The sequence below is a fragment of the Aliikangiella sp. G2MR2-5 genome (genome assembly GCF_015687155.1).
Lineage (GTDB): Bacteria > Pseudomonadota > Gammaproteobacteria > Enterobacterales > Kangiellaceae > Aliikangiella.
The window spans coordinates 731,084-750,456 of the sequence record NZ_JADPQF010000001.1; the positions used below are offsets into that span (position 1 = coordinate 731,084).

General features: G+C 41.5%; 12 protein-coding genes. All 12 read left to right on the top strand.

The genetic code is table 11. From position 1 onward, the window contains the following. The first annotated feature begins 159 nt into the window (after positions 1 to 159). The 12 genes from IYN84_RS02905 to IYN84_RS02960 all read left to right on the top strand — a co-directional run bounded on the left by IYN84_RS02905 (position 160) and on the right by IYN84_RS02960 (position 19,360). The gene (locus tag IYN84_RS02905; protein ID WP_196137662.1) at positions 160 to 1,341 is read left to right on the top strand and encodes an efflux RND transporter periplasmic adaptor subunit; all 1,182 of its coding nucleotides are present in this window, start codon (positions 160 to 162) and stop codon (positions 1,339 to 1,341) included. Further along, positions 1,338 to 4,493 (top strand): efflux RND transporter permease subunit, encoded by a 3,156-nt coding sequence (locus IYN84_RS02910; protein ID WP_196137663.1) that lies wholly within the window; start codon positions 1,338 to 1,340, stop codon positions 4,491 to 4,493. Before IYN84_RS02905 ends, IYN84_RS02910 begins: the two co-directional genes overlap by 4 nt. Next, the gene (locus IYN84_RS02915) at positions 4,490 to 7,573 is read left to right on the top strand and encodes an efflux RND transporter permease subunit (RefSeq protein ID WP_196137664.1); all 3,084 of its coding nucleotides are present in this window, start codon (positions 4,490 to 4,492) and stop codon (positions 7,571 to 7,573) included. The genes IYN84_RS02910 and IYN84_RS02915 overlap by 4 nt, the downstream gene beginning before the upstream one ends. Before the next feature lie 131 nt (positions 7,574 to 7,704). Further along, entirely contained in the window at positions 7,705 to 8,457 is a 753-nt protein-coding gene (locus IYN84_RS02920; protein WP_210330276.1) for a type 1 glutamine amidotransferase, read from the top strand. A gap of 126 nt (positions 8,458 to 8,583) precedes the next feature. Next, complete coding sequence (locus IYN84_RS02925; protein WP_196137666.1) at positions 8,584 to 9,531, top strand: DUF4097 family beta strand repeat-containing protein; 948 nt, start codon at positions 8,584 to 8,586, stop codon at positions 9,529 to 9,531. Between the two features lie 263 nt (positions 9,532 to 9,794). Continuing rightward, complete coding sequence (locus IYN84_RS21530; protein WP_210330277.1) at positions 9,795 to 12,350, top strand: pre-peptidase C-terminal domain-containing protein; 2,556 nt, start codon at positions 9,795 to 9,797, stop codon at positions 12,348 to 12,350. Positions 12,351 to 12,537: 187 nt separating this feature from the next. Further along, entirely contained in the window at positions 12,538 to 13,164 is a 627-nt protein-coding gene (locus IYN84_RS21080; RefSeq protein ID WP_210330278.1) for an alpha/beta fold hydrolase, read from the top strand. A 75-nt stretch (positions 13,165 to 13,239) separates the two neighbouring features. After that, positions 13,240 to 14,499 carry an MFS transporter gene (locus IYN84_RS02940; RefSeq protein ID WP_210330279.1) on the top strand — a complete coding sequence of 420 codons (1,260 nt, stop codon included), beginning with the start codon at positions 13,240 to 13,242 and terminating at the stop codon, positions 14,497 to 14,499. Between the two features lie 93 nt (positions 14,500 to 14,592). Further along, on the top strand, positions 14,593 to 16,398 hold the full coding sequence (locus IYN84_RS02945; RefSeq protein WP_196137668.1) for a M61 family metallopeptidase: 1,806 nt from the start codon (positions 14,593 to 14,595) through the stop codon (positions 16,396 to 16,398). Between the two features lie 78 nt (positions 16,399 to 16,476). Then, positions 16,477 to 17,286: an exodeoxyribonuclease III gene (gene xthA / locus IYN84_RS02950; protein WP_196137669.1), complete on the top strand. Its 810-nt coding sequence runs from the start codon at positions 16,477 to 16,479 to the stop codon at positions 17,284 to 17,286. A 77-nt stretch (positions 17,287 to 17,363) separates the two neighbouring features. After that, positions 17,364 to 18,530 (top strand): methionine aminotransferase, encoded by a 1,167-nt coding sequence (locus IYN84_RS02955; protein WP_196137670.1) that lies wholly within the window; start codon positions 17,364 to 17,366, stop codon positions 18,528 to 18,530. 50 nt (positions 18,531 to 18,580) lie between these two features. Beyond that, positions 18,581 to 19,360, top strand: coding sequence for an amidohydrolase (locus IYN84_RS02960; RefSeq protein WP_196137671.1), 780 nt, complete (start codon positions 18,581 to 18,583; stop codon positions 19,358 to 19,360). Positions 19,361 to 19,373 lie beyond the last annotated feature (13 nt).

The window sequence follows — 19,373 nt, forward strand, 5'->3', positions numbered from 1 at the left end:
TTAAGTAAACATGGGCAATTATGTCTATTTAAGCATTACGTAATCCCAAGTGATGGATATTGTTAGAGAAAATAATGTAAAAATTCGTAAATATCCTGAAACAAAAAGATTGAATTGTAAGATAATCACCTCAAATCAAGATAAAGAGTTTGCCATAAGATGAATCAACACAAGATTTCTGGACTTAGACTAATCAAAGCCCTGGTGTTTTCTACGTTATTACTATCTGGCTGTAGCGATGGGCCTGATGTAAAGCCCGGTGCCAACAATCGAGTCAGGCCAGAAGCCAAGCCTTCTGCTGTTGCAGTCGCTAACCCTATGATTGGTCTTTCCGCATCCTATTATCAAACTACCGCGACCATTGAGCCAAGTAGTGATGCTGAAGTTTTTGCACGAACAGCTGGAGTTGTCAGGAAGATTTATAAAGAAGAGGGAGATGTTGTATCGGCTGGAGAAACACTGCTGCAACTAGAGGATGACGAGCAAAAGCTTAGAGTCAAACAGGCAAAACAAAATCTGGCCAATACTCAGCATGTATTTAAAAGAATAAGTAAAATGAATGAGGCTGGTGCAGTATCTCCTACTGATTGGGAGGAAGCTAAAAATAGTTTTGAGTCAGCGCAAACCGATCTGGATTTGGCCGAGTTAGCGTTGTCTTATACCAAAGTCTCTGCGCCTTTCAATGGAAGGGTAGTATGGCGCGAAGTAGACTTGGGTGCCCATGTTTTAAGCGGGAATTTACTTTTTCGGGTAATGGCAATTGAGCCTCTTTTACTTCGTGTTCACGTGCCAGCCAATCGAATTGGGAAAGTGGCAGTAGATCAGTCTGTTGATTTGAAGGTTGATTCTCTCGCAAAAGCAATTAAAGGCAAAGTACACCTGGTGAGTCCTATCGTAGACCCTGATACCGGTACGGTTAAGGTTACGATTCGGATTGATGACTTCTCCGACAAAATCCGTCCTGGAGACTTTACCCAGGTTAGGATGATAACTGATAGCAGAGAAAACGCTATGTTATTACCAAGCGTTGCTGTGATTGAAGAGCGTGGTGGACATTTTGTTTTTGTGGAAGAAGACGGAAAAGCTGTACGTAAAGATGTAGAGGTAGGCTTTGTTGTTGATACGCAAACAGAAATTTTGTCGGGCCTTGAATTAAGCGATAAGGTGGTTGTTAAAGGGCAACGCAATCTTAACAATGGAAACTTGATAAAAGTTATGGCGTTGAATGGTGAGCCTGTTTCTGAGTCACCGAATACGGTTAGATCCGAGGAAGAGAAAAGCAGAGCCGCTAAGAAAGTTGGTGAAGATAAGGTCGTAGCCAAAGCAGGAAACGGCGCATGATAAGAGAGGCCGTTACTTTTTCTGTTAAGCGAAAAGTGACCATTTTGATGGTGGCTATCGCTGTTTTTACCTTTGGGGTTGTTGGATTTTCCCGCTTGCCTATCAATTTGCTACCGTCATTAAGTTATCCTTCTCTGACTGTTCAAACAGAGCTTCCGAATGCTGCCCCTGAAGAGATTGAGCAACTTGTCACTCGTCCGGTCGAGGAAGTTGTTGGAGTCATGAAAGGTCTTAAAGACATTCATTCTGTTTCCCGCTCAGGAGTGTCTGAAGTGACACTTGAGTTTGGCTGGGGTGCTGATATGAATGATTTATCAATGGACATACGAGAAAAGCTCGACCGTCTGATATTGCCGCTGGATGCGGAGCAACCTATTGTTTTGCGATATGATCCATCACTTGATCCTATTTTGAAACTTAGTTTGAGCGGTGATTTACCAATGACTCAATTACGGTTATTGGGAGACAAAGAAGTCAAGGAGGCTTTAGAGCGAATAGAGGGAGTTGCCTCAGCTAAAATACAGGGAGGAGAGGAAGAAGAGATACACGTTAATATTGATCAGGGAAAACTTGCTGCAATGGGAATTTCACCTAGTGAATTGGCAACATTACTTGGAAATTCAAATATTAATCGCCCTGGTGGATCGTTGAAGAATGAACAAACCCAGCTATTGGTTCGAACCTTGAATGAGTATGATAGTCTGGAAGAAATGCGCGATTTAAGAATTACCCCTCCTAATCGACCCGCAGTGAGGTTAGGGGATGTTGCAGAAATAAGTTGGGCTGCAAAAGATCGAGAGGAAATAGCTCGCTTCGATGGAAAAGAAGGGATTTTGGTGAGCCTGTATAAGGAAGGCGATGCCAATACAGTTGAAGTTGTTGATGCAATAAAAGAGAAGTTACCTCAGGTTAAAAGAATTTTACCATCCGGCGCTCTGATTGACATCCAGTTTAATCAGGCTCGCTTTATTCAACAGTCAATCGATGAAGTCAAACAGTCTCTGCTGATTGGAGGCTTACTTGCTATATGCGTTCTCTGGATTTTTCTTAGAGATTTTCGTCTAACCGCGATTATTACTACGGCTATTCCGCTATCTGTCGTTGCTTCTTTTATATTGATGTATCGCTCGGATGTTTCTCTTAATATTATGTCTCTAGGCGGCTTAACCCTTGGGGTGGGAATGCTGGTTGATGCAGCGATTGTTGTCCTGGAATCTATTCACCGACAAAGAGAGAAAGGTTTAGGAATTGTTGAAGCTGCTATTATTGGCACCAGTGAAGTCGGTGGTGCGGTTACTGCATCGGTACTTACTACCATAGCAGTGTTTATCCCGATTGTTTTTGTTGAAGGTATAGCCGGGCAGTTGTTTCGAGATCAAGCTTTGACTGTAACATTTAGCTTACTTGCTTCACTAATTGTTTCCTTTACGCTTATCCCGATGCTTGCATCGATTGGCAAAGATAAAAGTTCAACTGTCACAGTCGAAAATAATGAGAGTAAGAAAACGATCGAGCGAGAGTCTTTGGGATTCTTCTCTCGCTGGTATGAAGCTGTTTTGAGAAAAGCGCTAAGGTTAAGATGGGTGACACTTTTGAGCGGATTCGTAGCACTTTTTCTGGCTCTGCAATTACTGCCGTCAATTCCGACTTCGTTAATTCCGCAGATGAGTGAAGGAGAGTTTTATTTTGACGTTAAACTGCCCGAAGGTACCTCTCTACCAACGACAGATAGAGTCATATCACAACTTGAAAAAATTGCCCTGTCACACGACGGTGTTGATAAGGTATACGCGTCTGTTGGTAGCCGTAATGTCAGTGGCGGGTTATCATTAAAAACCAAAGATGAAAACCTTGGTCAGCTCAGTATTGTTGTTAAGGATAGAAGCGATACTAAACTTGAGCAACAAATTATTGATGATTTAAGAAATGCGTTTGAAAGTGTACCACTTGCAGAGACTCAGTTCGGAAGACCATCGTTTTTTAGTTTAAAAACGCCTTTGGAAATGTTGTTTTTTGGTGAAGATATTGAAGCGCTCAGAGAGTACTCTGCTGAACTCTTAATAAAGCTTGAAAAGGTGGAGGGGCTTGCCGATATTCAGGCGTCTCTGGAAACTGGAAATCCCGAGTTGAAAATAAAATTTGATCGACAAAAGCTTGCCAAACTTGGAATGACTATTCAGCAGGTGGCAGACACTTTGAATCAAAGAGTCGATGGAGAAATAGTTTCCAGGTTCCAGATGCCTGATCGACAAATTGATATTCGGATGAGAAACCAGGAAACAGATCGAAATTCTGTCACTGATATCCAGAATATTGTCATCGGTGAAGTTGATGGAAGACCTGTAAATTTGTTTGCTGTCGCTTCAATTGAGTCAGCTCAAGGACCTGCTGCGATCGATCGGATTCAACAATCTAGAGTAGCTGTGATTGCGGCCAATTTTAAAGGAAGAAGTCTTTCTGATATTGCTGAAGAAATTGAAATGCTGATCAGTGAAAATCCTCCTCCTTCTGGTGTCGTGTTTGAGTTTGGCGGTCAAAAGAAAGAAATGGAAGATTCCTTTAATAGCATGACATTTGCTGTGCTATTGGCAATTTTTCTCGTGTATCTGGTAATGGCGGCAACATTTGAACATTTGGGCCACCCATTTGTTATTCTATTTACTATTCCTCTGGCGCTTATCGGAGTCATTCTCGGATTGTATTTAAGTGGTTATGCTATCAGTGTGATATCTCTGATTGGTGCAGTTTTCTTGGTCGGAGTGGTGGTTAACAACGCAATTGTTCTGGTCGATGCAATCAACCATCATCGCCGACAGGGACTAGATAAAATGAATGCGATTATTGTTGCCAGTAAGTCACGCCTCAGGCCTATTTTAATGACCACTTTCACTACAGTTTTAGGCTTGCTGCCAATGGCTATTGGGTTCGGTGAAGGCGCAGAGCTTAGAGCTCCTCTTGCAGTGGTAGTTTCTTTTGGTTTGGTTGTTTCTACGGCACTGACTTTGCTAATTATTCCTGCAGCCTATTTTGTCATGCCGTCTACTATTATCACTGATGAAGAGATGATCAAACTGGACGAAAAAGTTGCCAACGCAGAAAAAGTTGAAAGTCATCACCTTCCCGGTTCGAGTCAGGCTCCGGAGGTTTCATGACTTTACCTGAAATAGCTGTTAAGCGTCCTATTGGAACACTCATGGCGCTAGTGAGCGTTCTTGTTCTCGGTATTATTGCTTTGGTAAAGCTTGAGCTGGCTTTTATGCCAGAACAACAAAATAAAAGCCTTTTTGTTATCGCCAATTACCAAAATGCTTCCCCAAAAGCTATTGAACGAATGATAGTAAAGCCAATAGAGGAAGTTCTGGCATCAATGAATGGCGTTGAACACATGTGGTCAAATGCCGACTCTCGTGGCGGACGAGTTGTTCTGAATTTTTCTTTGGAAACCAATATTGATTTGGCCAGAGCAGAAATTCATGAAAGAGTCGATCGGATTAAAAGTGAACTTCCGGAAGATCTGGAACGACTCGTGATTGCTGGAAATTGGAACCCGCGCGAAACGGGAGAAACCATAATGGAGGCTCGGTTAAGTTCTGGTAGAGATTTAAGCAAGAACTACGAGTTACTGGACCGAAAAATAGTTAAACCGCTAGAACGTATTCCTGGTGTTGCGGTAGTTACTCTGGATGGAGTTAATCCGCGTGAAGTTAGAATTAATCTGGATTTACAGAAGCTTAAACGTCACAAAATAGATCCTAGAGACGTGTGGCAAGATATTGCACAGAATAACCAAAACGCTTCAATAGGTATTCTTAGAAACAGCCAAACCAAAATTACCTTGCGCTCTATGGGGGCGTTAAAGTCGTTAGAGCAGATTAAAGCTCTTCCTCTTACCGGAACGAGTCTTGTTTTGTCTGACGTAGCAGATATTACCTATCAGGAGCCTCCACTAAGATATGGTCGACACCTGGATGGTGATTTTGCAATTGGGCTTAATGTAGCTAAAGAATCTTCTGCCAATACCATTGCTATTACCGATGCGATTTACGCCAAAATAGAGCAAATGAAGAGTGATCCTGAGCTTGATGGCATCAGTTTTCTTGTTTGGCAAGATCAGGGTAAAGAAATCAGAAATACACTTGGGGACTTGCAGCAAACTGGATTTTTTGGTGCCATTTTAGCGAGTATTGTATTGTTCCTATTCTTAAGGAAAGTCTCTACCACTATCGTTGCTGTTGCCTGTATTCCTTTCTCTTTAATTGTTGCATGTGGCGTTATTTGGCTCCAGGGAAAGACACTTAATACTATTTCGTTGCTGGGTCTGATAGTTGGACTCGGTATGCTAGTTGATAACGCTGTGGTTATCATGGAAAACATTGATCGGTTTCAGAAAAAGGGATACGACGGTCGAGTTGCGGCAATCTTGGGGGCAAAAGAGGTATCGATTGCGGTTATTACTGCGACCCTTACCTCAATAATCGTATTTTTACCTATGATTTTTTCAAAGCCTACCAATATGAATATTATTTTTCAGGAGCTAGGCCTGACAATCTGCTTTTCATTGATTGCTTCTTTGTTAATCAGCCAAACTCTTATTCCATTAGCTTCAACAAAATTGTTAAGAAAGCCGAAAATACAACCACGCACGCCAATAATGGACCGGCTGCAATCTGGTTATTCAAGTCTCCTGGGGTTCACACTAAAACATCGGTGGATTACTTTTCTTATAGCAATAAAGTTAATAGCCATAACGATTTATTCGGGGTCGAATATTAACTTTAACCTGGAACCATCTTCTTCAGAAATGCATGTCGGAGTCAGATATGACATTAGCGAGCCTCTATCCTTGGAAGCTAAAGAAGAACTTGTATACCAGGTCGAGAGAGCTCTGGAGCCATTCAAAGAGAAACTTAAAGTTAAGTCTATCTACAGTTGGTGGAGTGAAGACCGAGCTATTACCCGTCTATATATGACTTCAGGGTATCAAAATGAAGAATGGATGAATAAAGTCAGAAAAGAGCTACCCAGCTTGTTACCCGAAATCTCGGGGGTCAACCTAAAGGTTGAAGACAATACTCCTTTTTGGATGAGAAACCGGGGAAAACGAGTTGCGATGCAGTTAGTCGGACCTGACTCGGAAACTCTTGGCAAAATTGGTGAAGAAGCATTGAGCCGAATCGAAAAAATTCCAGGACTTTTCGACTTTTATTCGACTGCTGAGGGAGGCAGGTTGGAACTCCAAGCTCATCTTGATCGTGAGAAAATGTCTACTTACGGGGTTTCAGTCAATCAGCCAGCAAGTCTGGTAGAAATGACCTTCAGAGGAAGAAATTTACCTCGCTTTAAAAGTGAAAATGGCGAAGTCGAAATGCGACTTATGCTGGGAGAGAGCGAAAACGTTTATGTCTCAGATGTAAAAAACCTATCGATTAGCAAAAATACCGGAGAAAACATATCGCTGGATAGTATCTCTGAGTTTGTTACCAAAAAAGGTCCGAGTAGAATTAACCGTCAAAACAAAATATCAAGTATTTGGGTTGGTGCGAGGTTTAGTGAAGGTAAGCGAAATGAGCATCAGGATAAACTGGTTTCGGTGTTAAACGAGATTCAACTTCCTGAGGGATACCGTTGGGAGATGGGAGGTGGATGGAGAGGTGCAGAAGAGAGCCAGATGGAGTTTCTTCTTAACCTGGCGCTAGCCCTCGGCCTGATCTTTGCTGTTATGGCCAGCTTGTTTGAATCAATACGTCAGGCCCTGGCGTTGATGATCAGCTCTCTTTTTGCTCTTGCCGGAGCATCTTTTACTCTTTTCCTGTTCGAGATCGACTTTGATCAACCTGCAGGCATTGCAGTATTGCTGCTGTTGGGCATAGTGGTTAACAATGGCATTGTCATGATCGAACACATCAATTTATATCGACGTGACGGTTGGGAGCGATCAAAAGCCATGATTCAGGGTGGTAAAGAGCGCTTACGACCAATAATCATGACCGCTCTGACCACATTGGTTGGTCTTATTCCTATTGTGGTACAAAAACCATCGCTTGGTGGTGTTTACTACTATTCAATGGCCTACGTCATTATTGGGGGACTTCTTCTTTCTACTGTTTTGACTACAGTATTTCTACCCGCAACCATTACCCTGGTGGAGGATTTCGGAAGCTTTATCGCTCGAATAATAGGGCGTTTTTTTAGAGCTCTTAGAGTAATTAAACCACGCGAAGTCAATAGCTAGTATCGAATCTTCAGTTATTCTGATATGACCAACTGCTATTTTGAACTGAGGAGTAAAACGTTAAACTGAACCTTCACTTTTCTTAAAAAGATAATTCTATTTCAAGAGAGCAAAGCAAGAGGTCGTTTCAGTTGGCAAAGATAATGGTGTTTCAGCATGTACCCTACGAGCCTTTGGGGACTCTTGATCCTTTGATCCGCTCGCATAAACACAGGATACGTTATATCAACTTTGGTCGAGATCCTCACGCGCAGCCAGATATTCAGGGATATGACGCACTTATTATTCTGGGGGGACCAATGAATATAGGTGATGAAGCAGAATTTCCGCACCTGAATGTTGAAAAAGCTGTCATTCTGGATGCGATTTCGAAAGACATTCCAATTTTGGGTATTTGCCTCGGTGCCCAGCTTATTGCCTCGGCTCTGGGGGCGAGTGTACGCCCAGCTCAAGAGAAAGAAATTGGTTGGTACCAGATGCGTTTAACCGACAAAGGCAAGTCAGATCCTGTTTTTGACGCTTTTCAGTCGGCAGAAGATGTTTTTCAATGGCACGGATATACTTTTGATTTACCTGAAGGAGCTGAGCTGTTAGTTGAAGGTAATCAAATTAAAAATCAGGCATTTCGTTATAATGACAAAGTGTATGGCTTCCAGTTTCACCTTGAAGCCAGTATGCCTTTGATAAAAAGGTGGCTAAACCTGCCTGCTCATCAAGCCGAATTAGGTCTGGACAATGCCCCTGAAAAAATTGCATCGATTTGGCGACAAACTCAAAATGAAATTAGTCGCTCGTTAGCATTAAGTGAGGAAGTATTTGGTGCGTTCTTATCAAAATTGCCAAGAGTCAATGAAAAACATCATTTTGTACACCGTCATTTTTAGCATCTAAAGAGATCCGGGTTAATTTTCTATTTTGTTAGTAAACATTTTTGGCAATTTCCCCGTTGTTTTAGTTTCCTTATCTGGATATCCTTGGGTGAAAGAATAAAATAAAAACGAGGTTCCCCAATGAGCCCTGATAAAAGACCAGGACCAGTTTACTACTTTGTCATTGTATTTCTGTTGGTGTTTGCTAAGTCTGCCCAGCTTGAAACAAGGAATGACTTCCCTATAGTTTCCAAAGAGTCTCCCGAGCCAGAAGTAAAAATTTCGAGTTATGACTATAAAGCCAAAATCCCTCCTTCTAGTCTGGTCGTTGTGAAGAATCCCTATGGAAGCATCCGTTCTCGAAATCATTTTGACGACGCGGTTTTTCTGCATGCAACGATTCAGGAAATTGGAAAGGAACCACTTAAACCAAAATTCAGTATTGAACAACGCAATGACCATTTGTTTATTGAAGTTGAGTATCCTGAAGCGATTAGAGATTCTCAGGGAAATTTAAGGGGCAGGGTGGATGTAGCCGTTCTCTTTCCACAGAAGGTCAGCATATACGCGGAAACAGATTTTGGGCTAATTAAGATAGATAAAACGTCCAGTCATGTGGAAGCTAAAACATCGTCCGGAGATATTAAGTTGGCGACCACGGGACTTTTCAAGCTAAGTTCTGAAACTGGCGCAATAAAGATAGACTTGCGTGGTAGTCGGCTTGCTGGAACTTCCCACGCAACCACAAAGTCTGGCAACATTATAGCGAATATCTTTAACGACATGGAAATAAAACTGAAAGCTCAATCTAAGGGAAAGGTAACTTTGGCTGGTGGAAAACCCGGCGAAAGTGGAGAGTACTTAAAAGGAGATGCTAATGTCAGGGTTTCATTAAGTTCGGACACCGGGCGGATAGAAATTAATCCTGTTGAACCGCCTGAACTGCTGAAGTCGGAGAAGCCCTCTAATGTAAATTCTGTTGATGTGGATCTGAGAGAGTTGCCAAAGTCAAAAAGCTGGAAGCCGGGAGATCCAGTTTATGAAATGGAAGATAGGAACGGCCATGAACAAAGGTCGCGAAAGAATTAGAAAACACCTTGATTGAAGATTTTAAAATGGCCCGGTTATTACCGGGCTTTTTATTTTAACGAACAAATTTTATTTTTATCTCTAAGCAATAATATTTTCACGGGGTTAATAAAATGTTTACCGATTTATTGTGAAATATTTACGTATTTTGCCCAGGTTGACTTTTGTATATTTGATGAGCAATTGGGACAAGTCACAAGGGAAATGTTCAATTTTTAATAATAAGTACTTATAAAAAGTACGAGGACCAAAAGGCAACGAAAGTGAATAAAATAAATAAAAAAGCAAAGTCGCTTTTGAAGTTTTCTGCTATTGCGTTAATTTCGGCCAGTTTTACCGCTGGAGCGAATAGTAATACAGAATCTCTTCATACAGGCGGCCTATGGAGTTCTAAGAAAGTAAAGCCAACTAATGTTGACATTGATTTGAGGAGTCTACCGCAGACTCAATCGTGGCAAGCCGGAATGGCTATTCGAGATTTACCTCGAATGCGTTTTAGAGCTGATTATGTATTACCAGGTGCACCAAAGAATCCGGTCGCCAACCCAAATGATCCATTAGCCGCTCAGCAGAGACTCGCTTCACAACAGCCCGCGGAAAATGCACGAGTAGTAGAGCAACAGTTTGATGGAAATGGGTTTACAGGGGTTAATCCGCCTGACCCTACTGGAGATGTAGGCTTGAACTACTATATCCAGTCTATTAACGGCGGAAGTGGAGCGATTTTTTCCGTTTATGACAAGTCCAATGGCAGTCTGGTTGCTGGACCTACTAACATGGAAACTTTGGGATCTGGAAACTGTGCTAGCGGTAAAGGTGATCCGATAGTATTGTTTGATGACATGGCACAGCGCTGGTTAATGAGCGAGTTTTCCTCTTCAGGAAACTATCTATGTGTCTATGTTTCGAAAACATCTAATCCTGTCTCCGGAGGTTGGTATTCATACGCATTTCAATCTCCAACTTTCCCCGACTATCCCAAATATGGTGTAGGTGTGGACGCTTACTATGTGGGTACGAATGAAAACTCTCCGACGGTTTATGCGCTCAATAGAACTGCCATGCTTGCAGGAGGCTCTGCCAACTTTGTACGCTTAACTGCACCACAACTAAGCGGATTCGGTTTCCAGATGTTGCAACCAGTAGACCATGATGGTTCTACCGCAATGCCAGCGGGAACCCCGGGTTATTTCTTACGACACCGAGATGATGAAGTACACAATTCAAGTTCTAACAATCCTAGCCAGGATTATGTAGAACTATGGCAATTTGATGCTGACTTCAATAACACAAGTAACTCCAGTTTCAGCAAAGTTGCTGACATTCCGGTATCAGAATTTGACTCGTCACTTTGTGGATTAACTTCTTTTTCATGTTTCCCTCAAGCCGGCTCATCATCGGATCTGGATCCTTTACGAGAAGTCGTGATGTTCCGTGCTCAATACCGAAAGTTCGATAACTATGAAATGATTCTGGGCAATTTTGTTACTGATGTTAATGGTGCTGATAGAGGAGGTATTCGTTGGTTCGAGCTTCGCAGAAATACGGGTGGATCCTGGGCACTACATCAAGAAGGTACCTATTCGCCAGATAGTAAGAATCGATGGATGGGATCCATCGCAATGGATAAAGATGGCAATATCGCGCTAGCATATAGCTGGGGAAGCAGTACAGATTACGCCGGCCTGCGTTACACAGGTCGTCTGGCATCTGACTCTAATGGAACTATGACTCAGCCAGAAACCGTTTTGGTAAATGGTACCTCGGGGGTGTCCAGTAATCGTTGGGGCGATTACAGTCATCTCGCTTTAGATCCGGTCGACGGATGTACTTTCTGGTTTACCAACGAATACGGTAAATCAAATGGTCGTTGGGGTACTCATATTTCAAGCTTCAAGTTTGATTCCTGCGGTGGAGGAAGTGGTGGTAACCAGTCTCCGACAGCCTCATTTACTAATAGCTGCACTGAACTTGCGTGTGATTTCAATGGTTCTGCGAGCTCCGATCCTGATGGTAGCATAGCTAGCTACTCCTGGAATTTCGGCGATGGTTCAACAGCCTCCGGTGCGACTACTGCTCATACTTATGCTGCTGCAGGAACTTATACCGTTCAATTAACAGTGACTGATGATAAAGGTGCTTCCAATAGTACTTCTAAGTCTGTAACTGTGACCACTTCTGGTGGTGGCGATAATGTTCTTGAAAACGGCGTTGCTAAAACAAACCTTTCTGGCACTAAAGGAGACGAGCAATTCTTCACGTTGGAAGTTCCGGAAGGTGCAACAGACTTGAGCTTTGTTATAAGTGGTGGTTCTGGGGATGCTGACCTTTATGTACGTTATGGTGCTCAACCGACAACTTCTACATGGGATTGTCGACCATATAGAAACGGTAATGCGGAAACCTGTAATATTTCGAATGTTCAGGCTGGTACTTATCATGTCATGTTACGTGCTTATTCGACCTATTCAGGCGTAAGCCTTACCGGCTCTTATACCGAAGGAACTGGCGGAAATGGTGGAACTTTCTCTGAGTCAAATATTTCCGGAGCAAAAGGGTCGTGGACTCACTATACCGTTCAGATCCCTGCTGGAATGAGTAGCTTTACTGTGAATATGTCTGGTGGAAGTGGGGATGCAGATCTATACGTCCGTAAAGGTTCTCAACCAACCACGAGCAGTTATGATTGCCGCCCATATAAGTACGGTAATACAGAAACCTGTAGCTTCAACAATCCTGGAGCGGATACCTGGTATATCAGTATTCGAGGTTATACCGCTTACAGTGGTACAAGCATAAATGCTGAGTGGAAGCCATAAAATGGATTGATTGCGACTTAATACAAGTTGCAATCGCTTGCTGTTCTCAAAAGGCTGATAGCAGTTGCTATCAGCCTTTTTTGTTTTTCGCTATTGCCCCCTTAGCCTGCCTTCCAATAAAATTCGGTAGAGAATGGCAAAATAGCCTTTTAAATTCAGATAAATATTAATCTTTTGGTGTCTAGAAGTGACAAAATCAAACTCAGATATCGTTTTTTTAATGGCTCACGGAGCTGGCGCGGACAAAGATTCTGACTGGATGTTGGAGATGGACCGGTTAATATCTCTTCGAGGAGTCGAAGTTATTCGCTTCAATTTTCCGTACATGATCAAGCGAGTAGAAGATGGAAAGCGCAGACCTCCAGATCGTCAACCGCATCTGATAGCGGATTTTGAGCAAAAAATTGCACAAATTTCTCCGGATAAAAAGTTAGTAATTGGAGGCAAGTCAATGGGAGGGCGTATGGCAAGTTTACTAGCGACCAGTAGTGAGCATGCTAATAGGATATTCGCTGTTATTTGTATGGGATTTCCATTTCACCCGCCAGGAAAGCCGGACAGGTTCAGAGGAGAACATCTTGAATCAATTGAAATACCAACCCTGATTCTTCAAGGGGAAAGGGACACCTTTGGAACTCGTAATGAAATCAATGAGTGGAAATTAGCTGAAGCTGTAAAGGTGTGCTTTCTTCCTGATGGAGATCACAGTTTCAAACCACGAGTAAAATCGGGACGGACTTTAGCTGATAATATGCAAACCGCTGCTCACGCTGTTGAAGATTTTCTAAAAGAGTTGGATAGCCAGTCGCTATAATGATCCTTCCTGGTTGGCATAGAGGTAGCTATGCTCTAGTATAAGCCTCGTTTTCACTCCAAACTTCTATTAACTGTGTCTGTTTTATCAAATCGAATCAAAACTGAGCTTTTTAGCTGGACTTCATTGGCGTTTACACTGGCTTTGCTAGAAGGTGGTGTCGCTGGAGTATTAATAAAAAATGGGTTTGAAGGGCAAGTTTCGGACTGGTTGTTAAATTTGTGTGTGGCTATCGCTACAGGTGCTCCCTACTACTCTAACTTAATCAGTTTTATCTGGGTAAAAATTAGCCATGGAAGAAATAAAGCAAAGCTCGTTTCAAATTTGGCTATACTGGTTTGTTTCGCCACGGTTGGGATTAGTCAAGTTAGTTTTACTTCGAAAGGTTTGCTCAGTTTAATTGTTCTACTTGTGTTTGCCAGAATTTGCTGGTCTGGAATTTTGACGATTCGCTCTCCAATTTGGAGAGATAACTATCCCAGGCATATTCGAGGTAAAGTCACTGCTAAGCTGGCCACAATGGCTTCGCTGTTAATGTCTCTGGCTGCTATTGGCGCTGGTTGGCTTTTAGACTGGCACTTCTCGAGCTTTACCTGGATATACAGTGGATTTGCTTTGCTCTCTCTTACAGGCGCCTGGCGCTATCGATACCTTTCCGTCAGACATCATCAAAAGCGAGTATCAGATGAAAAGTTAAGTGGTAAAAGCGCGTCTTTTCTTGAACTAATTTCTACTCTTCGACAAAATCGACCGTTTGCCAAATATATGCTATCTATGTTCGTTTTAGGTAGTGGAAACCTGATGTTTATGGCGCCACTTATTGTCTTTTTAAATGAGCATACCAGCCTCAATAAAACTAGCCAGATATTGATAACTACAGCCATTCCTTTGTCTCTGATTCCGGTAGCGGTTAACTGGTGGGCAAAATTGCTGGATGGAAATCATGTATTCCGTTTCCGAGCGATTCATAGTTGGGGATTCTTCAGTGCGTTACTACTTTTTAACATTGCGCAGTTTTCCGGTATTGAGTGGTTGTTTTTTATTGGAGCCTGTTGTTATGGCATTGCAATATCTGGCGGAGTGATAGGCTGGAATCTTGGACATAATGATTTTGTAGGCAAGGCCAGACCCATGGATTATATGGCAATTCACGTTACTCTAACTGGAATAAGGGGGCTACTGGCCCCGCTGATAGGTATCGTATTTTATCAATGGCTAAGCAATCAAACTGAAAATGCGAGCCAATACGCGCTATTATTACCCTTAATGATAACAGGTTTAGGCGGTATTCTTTTTGTAATCTTTGATCGTCAACGGCTGAAAGGAAAGCTATGATTGATATAAGACTATTTTTATCATGCTTAAACAAAAATTCTTAACACTATGGCACTTTGTGCCAAAACTTTATCCAGACGAGCAGGAAAACGGATGATTCATTACACCATTGGATTCGAACAGGCAAATGCACACATCTTTGACATAAAACTAAATATTAATTTTCCACTGCATAAAGGTCAGCAGTTTTATCTTCCTGACTGGATTCCCGGCAGCTATATGATTCGCGATTTTGCCAGGAATATCATCACTCTCGATGCAAATACGAAGGGGACTTCTGTTGGCTTTGAAAAGACCGGAAAGTCGGGTTGGCAATTGTTAGAAAATGTTGACTGCCTGGAGATTAACTATCAGGTTTATGCCTGGGATCTTTCTGTGAGGAGTGCACACCTTGACAATGTTCATGGGTTCTTCAATGGTACCAGCCTTTTCCTGGCGATTAAAAATTATGAATCAGAAAAGCACACCGTAATTCTTAATGCCTCTCTTTTAGCGAAAGATAATAATTGGATTGTAGCGACTGCGATGCCTGCGAAAAATATTGATTCTAACGGATTCGGAAAATATGTCAGCGATAATTATCAGGAATTAATTGACCATCCATTTGAATTTGGACAGCTAGTAAAAGTCAGTTTTGATGTTTTTGGGGTGCCTCATGACATGTTCTTTACAGAAGCTCCGCCCAGAGTTGACTGGGAAAGAATTGCAGCTGATCTTAAAAAGATTTGTGAGACAGAAGTTAAATTTTTTGGAGATGAAAAACCACCTTTTGAAAGGTACGTCTTCATGACGTTTGTGCAAAAGAAAGGGTTCGGCGGGTTAGAGCACATGGCTTCTACTGCGCTACATTGTAGTTTTGAGGACCTTCCACTTATCAGTGAAAATAGCGACAAAGTCGATGAAAATTATCGAACTTTCCTATCGCTCTGTTGCCATGAATATTTTCATAACTGGAATGTAAAACGAATCAAACCCGCAAGCTTCATTCCGATGAGCTTAAACAAGGAAGTTCATACAGAATTATTATGGTTTTTTGAGGGCATAACTTCTTATTATGATGAGTTGCTATTAGCTCGGTCGGGGGTGATACCTGTTGATGCATACCTTGATATGATCGCCAAACTATATACTCGAGTGATGCGAGGAAAAGGAAGATATAAACAAACTGTCACCGAATCCAGCTTTGACGCTTGGACAAAGTTTTACAAACAAGATGAAAATGCAATGAATGCAATAGTGAGTTATTACACCAAAGGGGCAATGGTTGCATTCTGTCTGGATCAGGAGATTCGTCATAAAACTAATGGAATGCAAAGTCTGGACGATTTAATGCGTGTTATCTGGCGAGACTATGGGAAGACCGGTCGAGGTCTGGGTGAGACTCAGGTACAACAGCTAGTGAAGGAGTTAACGGGACAAAGCTTTAATGAATTTTTTGACAAAGCACTCTATTCTACGGATGATCTTCCGCTAAAGGAGTACTTTGATCGTCTGGGCGTAAACTATCAACAAATTCCTCAGTATTTAGCTACCGAAAAGGGAGGCTATATTGATAAGCCGAAGGAACGACAGCCATTATCATTTTTAGGTGTAATCTGCCAGGCAGATCCGCTTGGAGCAAAGGTTAGCATCGTTTTTGAAGACAGTTGTGCTCAAATGGCGGGAATTTCTAGTGGCGATATTATAATTGCAATTGATGATATACGAATTACAGCTGACGAGTTGGATAAGACAATCTCAAGAATACCGCTCTCTACTCAAGTTTCGATCAGTTATTTCAGAAGGGATAAATTATATCGTACAGAATGTACTTTGACTCATTCCGACGACAATACTGTCTACTTAAGCTTTCAAAATGAGAAACCTGCTGATGAAATAGTTAAATGGGTGCTTGGGTAGTTCTATTTGCGATATATTGTAGATTTAAGTGAACGCTATTTAGAAAATAATGAATTTACTAAAAAATATGAGAATAAAATGAAAATAATTAGTTTTAATATTAACAGCTTGAGAGCAAGACCTCACCAACTTGAAGCCATTGTTGACAGGCATCAACCTGATGTAATCGCACTTCAGGAGACTAAAGTTGATGACCCTGAATTCCCTGTCGAAATAATAGAATCTATTGGTTATCACGCCGTATACCATGGACAAAAAGGACACTACGGTGTCGCAACTTTAAGCAAGGAAGAGCCCCTTGGTTTTCAAAAAGGATTCCCCGGGGATGATGACAATGCACAAAAGCGAGCTTTGATCACCGAACACAAAGGAGAAACTGAATCGGTCTTTATATTTAATGGTTATTTCCCTCAAGGCGAAAGCAGGGAACACCCGACCAAGTTTCCCGCAAAACAAAAGTTTTACAATGATCTGAATGATTATCTTGATACTGAACGAATGATGAAAAACTGGGTAGTGGTTGGCGACATGAATATTTCATTTAAAGATCAAGATATTGGAATAGGGCCGCAAAATGCAAAACGATGGCTAAGAACCGGTAAATGTAGCTTTTTGCCGGAAGAGCGTGAATGGTTGCAGAAAATTGTGGATAAAGGCTTCGGCGATACGTTTCGAAAATATTATCCAGATGTAGAAGATCGATTCAGCTGGTTTGATTATCGAAGTAAAGGATTTGATGATGAGCCTAAAAGAGGACTTAGAATCGATTTGATTTTAGCAAGCATGGGACTTTATGAGAAATGTACTGAAGCAGGAATTGATTATGAAATCCGTGGTATGGAAAAACCAAGTGATCATGCTCCTATCTGGGCTTCATTTGACGTTTAGGTGTGTTCTAATTTTAGGAATATTCTAAGTTTAGCAATCTTCTAAGTCCGCTCATTACCAGTTTTCCGGAAACATAAATGATTAAAGATCGATTACACAGTAAGCTGAAAGATGTAGGTACCAGTATCTTTACTGAAATGTCTGCGTTGTCCAATCAATATGGAGCGTTAAACCTTTCTCAAGGATTTCCCGAGTTTGATGCTCCTGAACAACTAAAAGAGAATGTTCTAAGTGCGATTAAAGAAGGATTAAATCAATATGCTCCGTCGACAGGACTACCAATCTTAAATGAGCAGATTGCTAAACTGGTTGAAAGGAAGTATCAAAGCTCTCTTAATCCTGCTGATAATATTACAGTGACTTCCGGCGCGACCGAAGCTTTGTTTGTAGCGATACAAGCAATTGTAAAGCAGGGAGATGAAGTGATTGTATTCGATCCTGCATATGACTCTTATGAACCAGCGGTTAATTTAGCCGGAGGTACCTGTATTCATGTGCCTTTATCTGCTCCTTTGTACAGCGTCGACTGGGAAGTAGTTGGTTCGAAAATTAATAGTAGAACTTGCTTAATCATAATTAATTCTCCACATAATCCGACTGGAACTTTATTATCAAGTGAAGATATGGAGATACTTCAGGAGCTGGTAATACAAAATAATCTTTATCTGCTAAGTGATGAAGTTTATGAATTTATTACTTTTGATGACAGACAGCATGAAAGTGTTCATCGATATCCTGAACTGTTTGCACGAAGTTTTATTGTTTCCAGTTTTGGGAAAACATTTCACTGTACCGGATGGAAACTTGGTTATTGTTGTGCTCCAGGTGAATTAACTAATGAGTTTAGAAAAATTCATCAATTTGTAACCTTCTCCAGTTTCACGCCTGCACAAGCAGGGGTAGCAAAAATGTTAAATCAATTACCGGAACATATTGATCAACTACCATTATTCTACCAGCAGAAAAGAGATTTTCTGGCAAATGCCCTTCGAGAAAGTCAGTTAGATATATTAACTTCCGAAGGAACCTACTTTATGTTGATAGATTATAGTCAGGTTTCTGATTTGCAGGATGTCGATTTTTGTCATTGGTTAACTAAAGAAAAGGGAATCGCAGCTATACCTCTCAGTCCTTTTTATGCCAAAAGCGAAAGAGCAAACTATCAAGCCAAAGTAGTGAGGCTTTGCTTTGCCAAGTCTGAAGCAACACTTGCGCAAGCCGCAGAAATATTGTCTCAGTTATAGCTCACACTGTTTGCGGACGGTTCATTATTCATTTTGCAAAGGAGAGGGTTTTGTCGCGATTGAAAATAGCAGCTATCCAGATGAATATTCGTTGGTTAGATAAAGAGTCCAATCTACAAGAACTGGATCGACTACTGGAATTGCTGGGTGCACCTGACTTGATTTTGCTGCCAGAAACATTTTCTACCGGCTTTGCAATTGATTGTGATGCTTGTAAAGAGCCTGCAGGTGGTGGTCGTGTACTTGAATGGATGAAGCGAAAGGCGCACAATAAATCTTCTGTTATTGCAGGCTCGGTACTTGTTGAATGCCAGGGCAAAAAGGTGAACCGTTTCTATTGGGTCTACCCGGAAGGTAAAGTTTGCTACTACGATAAACGCCATCTTTTTCGGATGGGAAATGAACAGGAGCATGTTATCGCTGGCACTAGACGAGAAATAGTTGATGTTTGTGGAATAAAAATACTACCAATTGTTTGCTATGATTTAAGGTTTCCTGTTTGGTCCAGAAACAACAATGATTATGACTTGATGATCAATGTTGCTAATTGGCCTGCCATTCGCAGAAATGTATGGGATATATTGCTAAAGGCCAGAGCGATCGAAAATCAATGTTTTGTTGTGGGTGTTAATCGTATTGGGGAAGATGGCAAAGGTGTCGAACACTCTGGAGGAACTGCAGTCTATAATTATCTAGGAGAAACGCTTGTTTCTGCGTCAGATGATACAGAAGAAATTGTTGAGTTTGAAATTGATTTTGCTGAACTGGAGAATTTCAAGGCCAAATTTCCAGCTTACCTGGATGCTGATGAGTTCAATATCATAAAGTAATTTAAATGCAATT

Coding starts and splice junctions, on each gene's coding strand:
- IYN84_RS02905 (WP_196137662.1), top strand. CDS start 160: ATGAATCAACACAAGATTTCTGGACTTAGACTAATCAAAGCCCTGGTG.
- IYN84_RS02910 (WP_196137663.1), top strand. CDS start 1,338: ATGATAAGAGAGGCCGTTACTTTTTCTGTTAAGCGAAAAGTGACCATT.
- IYN84_RS02915 (WP_196137664.1), top strand. CDS start 4,490: ATGACTTTACCTGAAATAGCTGTTAAGCGTCCTATTGGAACACTCATG.
- IYN84_RS02925 (WP_196137666.1), top strand. CDS start 8,584: ATGAGCCCTGATAAAAGACCAGGACCAGTTTACTACTTTGTCATTGTA.
- IYN84_RS02945 (WP_196137668.1), top strand. CDS start 14,593: ATGATTCATTACACCATTGGATTCGAACAGGCAAATGCACACATCTTT.
- xthA (WP_196137669.1), top strand. CDS start 16,477: ATGAAAATAATTAGTTTTAATATTAACAGCTTGAGAGCAAGACCTCAC.
- IYN84_RS02955 (WP_196137670.1), top strand. CDS start 17,364: ATGATTAAAGATCGATTACACAGTAAGCTGAAAGATGTAGGTACCAGT.